The 3,506-nt window shown below is 77.3% G+C and carries 1 protein-coding gene; it reads right to left on the reverse strand.

Annotation, left to right across the window (positions count from 1 at the left end; genetic code table 11):
- Positions 1-3,506: non-ribosomal peptide synthetase (locus OEY_RS28165; RefSeq protein ID WP_043804838.1), on the reverse strand; the 3,506-nt coding region annotated here is incomplete at both ends.

Genomic DNA, 3,506 nt, shown 5'->3' on the forward strand with positions numbered 1-3,506 from the left:
CCCGTACAGCGCGACTCCGGGCAGGTGCGGCGCGAGTCCCGTGTAGCACCACGACATTCCGCTGATCGGGTGGACGCAGAACAGCGGGGTGCCGTCGGGGCGTCCCGCGAGCGGCACCAGGGTGGCGAGCGGGTCGGTGTCGTCGCCGCCGTGGTCGATCCGGTCGGCGAGGTCGGCGACGGTCGGCGCGGTGAGCAGCCAGTCGAGCGGGACGTCGCGGTCGAGCGCGGCCCGCAGGTCGGCGGCGACGGCGACGGCGCCGAGCGACGTGCCGCCGAGATCGAAGAACCCCAGGTCGGCGGACACGGGCCGGTCGAGGTGCCGGGCGAACACCTCGGCGACCACTTCGGCCGTCGGGCCGGCGGGCGGCACGAAACCGTGTGCGGGGACGCCGAAGTCGGGTCGGGGCAGCGCGGCGCGGTCGACCTTGCCGGACGGCAGCAGCGGCAGCGCGTCGACGACGGTGATCGCGGCGGGCCGCAGCGGCCGCGGCAGCTGCGCGGCCGCGTGGGACCGCAGCGCGGCGGCGTCGGCCCCGCCCTGCACGTAGGAGACGAGGACGGTCTCGCCCGTGGGGCCGGGCACGGCGACGGTGACGGCGGCGTCGACGTCGTCGGCGGCGGTGAGCACGGCGTCGATCTCGGCGGGTTCGACGCGGATGCCGTGCAGCTGGATCTGCTCGTCGACGCGGCCGACGACGTCGAGTTCGCCGGCGGCGGTGACGCGGGCGAGGTCGCCGGTGCGGTACAGCCGCCCGCCCGGCGCGCCGTACGGGTCGGTGACGAATCGTGTTGCGGTGAGCCCGCTTCGGCGGTGGTAGCCGCGGGCCAGGCTCGGCCCGGTCACGTACAGCTCCCCGATCACCCCGGCCGGGACGGGGTGCAGGCGCGCGTCGAGGACGTGGGCGGTGGCGCCGGCGACGACGGTCCCGGCGGTGGGCCGGGCGCCGGGGGCGAACGGGCCGCCGAACGACACGGCGATCGTGAACTCGGTGGGCCCGTACCCGTTGAGCAGCCGGTGCCGCTGCCAGCGTTCGACGACGGGCGCGGTGAGCGCCTCGCCCTCGGACAGCACGGTGACCGGGCGCGGCAGCGCGTCCGGGTCGAGGGTGGCCAGCACGGAGGGGGTGGCGACGACGTGGGTGACGTGCTCGGCGGCGATCAGCTCCTGCAGCGCCCCACCGGCATACACGTGGTCGGGGGCGACGACGAGGGTCGCGCCGTGCGCGTGGGCGGTGAGCAGTTCGAACACCGCCGCGTCGAAGGTGTGCGACGCGGCCTGCAGCACCCGGCTGCCGGGCGTGATGCCGAGGACGTGCGCGTCGGCGACGGCGGTGAGGCCGCGGTGCGGCACGGCGACGCCCTTGGGGGCGCCGGTGCTGCCGGAGGTGTAGATCAGGTACGCGGTGTCGTCGGGGTGCGGCTCGGCGGCGACATCCGGGGCATCGTCTTCGGACTCGCCGGCGGTCAGGTCCAGCCAGTCGATGCCCTCCCCCGCCGGGGCCACGCCCGGCACGGTCAGGCCGACGGTGGCGCCGCTGTCGCGCAGCACGGTCGCGACGCGGGCGGGCGGCTGCGCCGGGTCGACGGACACCCACGCCGCACCGGCCTTCGCGACGGCCCACACCGCGAGCGGCCAGTACTCCCCGCGCGGCACGGCCACCGCGACCACGCCGGTCACGCCGCGGGCGCGCAGCCGTGCGGCGACGGAGGCGGCGCGGGCGTCGAGCCCGGCGTAGGTCCAGGCGACGGTTCCGGCGCGCACGGCGATGGCGCCGGGGTGGGCGCGGACGGTGGCGGCGAGGATCTGCGGCAGCGTCCGCGGCGGCGCGGCGGGCGCGGTCAGCGGTGCGGGGGCGGGGACGGCGAGATCGCCGACGGCGACGGCGGGGTCGTCGAGCGCGGCGCCGAGCAGCGCGAGGTACTCGTCCAGCAGCGCCTCGGCGGTGCCGGCGTCGAACAGGTCGGTGGCGTACACGAGACGCACGTCGACGCCGTCGTCGCCGCGGTCGGTGACGTCGACGGTGAGGTCGAACTGGGCGGCCGGGGCGCCGGCGTCGAATTCGCGCACGCGCAGCCCGGGCAGCTGCGGCAGGTCCTCGCCTGCGGGCACGGTGCGGTGGGCGAGCAGCACCTGGAACAGCGGGTGGTGGGTGCCGCGGGCCGGCGCGACCCGCGCGACGACCTGATCGAACGGGACGTCCGCGTGGGCGAGGGCGTCGAGGTCGGTGGTGCGGACGCGGCGCAGCAGGTCCGCGAACGGCTCGGTGCCGTCGACGGTGGTGCGCAGGGTGAGGGTGCCGACGAACATGCCGACGAGGGCGTGCAGGCGCGGGTCGGCGCGTCCGGCGACGGCGGTGCCGACGGCGATGTCGGCGCGGCCGCTGCGGCGGGCGAGCAGCGCGGCGAGCACGGCGTGCAGCACCATGAACCCGGTGGCGTCGTGGGCGCGCGCGACGTCGCGCACGCGGCGGTGGGTGGCGGCGTCGAGGTGGGCGGTGACGGCGCCGCCGACGTGGCTGGGCCGCGCGGGCCGGGGCCGGTCGGTGGGCAGCGGCAGCGGCGTGTCGGGCAGGCCCGCGAGAGTCGTTGCCCAGTGGTCGAGTTGGCGGGCGGCGAGGCTGTCCGGGTCGGCGGGGTCGCCGAGCAGGTCGTGGTGCCAGCGGGCGTAGTCGCGGTAGCGGACGGGCAGCGGCCACCAGATCGGGGCGGCGCCGGCGACGCGGGCCGCGTAGGCGTGCTGCAGGTCGGTCAGCAGCGACGCGACCGAGCCGCCGTCGAACGCGATGTGGTGCACGGCCGCGGCGAGCACCCGTTCGCCGGCGCCGAGGTCGATCAGCCGGATCCGCAGCGGCGCCTCGGCGGTGAGGTCGAACGGCGCGGTGAACACCTCCGTCACGGCGGCGGTCACGTCGGTGCCCGGAACCGTCTCGAGCACAGGCGGATCCACCACGGTGGCGACGCCGTCGGGGTAGGCGGTGCGCAGCACCTCGTGCCGGTCGGCGACGTCGGCGACCGCGGCGGCCAGCGCGGCGGTGTCGAGGTCGCCGCTCAGGTGCAGCGCGACGGGCACGGTGTACGCGGCGCTGCGCGGTTCGGCGCGGCCGAGCAGCCACAGCCGTTGCTGCGCGGGGGCGAGCGGGGTGGGGGTGTCGTCGTCGTAGCGGCGCAACGGGATCCGGGTGGTGTCGCCGTCGCGCAGGTGCGCGGCGAGTGCCGCGAGCGTGGGGGCCTGCAGCACCGCGCGGGCGGGCACGTCGACGCCGAAGGCGTCGGCGAGGCGGGCGGCGAGGACGACGGCGGACAGCGAGTCGCCGCCGGCGGCGAGGAACCCGGCGTGGATGTCGGGCCGGGCACCGAGCACGCTCTCGGCGACGGTGACGACGAGGTCCTCGACATCGGTGAGGGGCCGGTCGTCGGCGGCGTCGTCGCGGGCGGTGTCGAGTTCGTGCAGGGCGGCGACGTCGAGTTTGCCGTTGACGGTGGTCGGCAGCTGCGGCAGCAGCC

The sequence above is a fragment of the Rhodococcus sp. P14 genome, from assembly GCF_000256505.1.
Taxonomy (GTDB): Bacteria; Actinomycetota; Actinomycetes; order Mycobacteriales; family Mycobacteriaceae; genus Rhodococcus; species Rhodococcus ruber.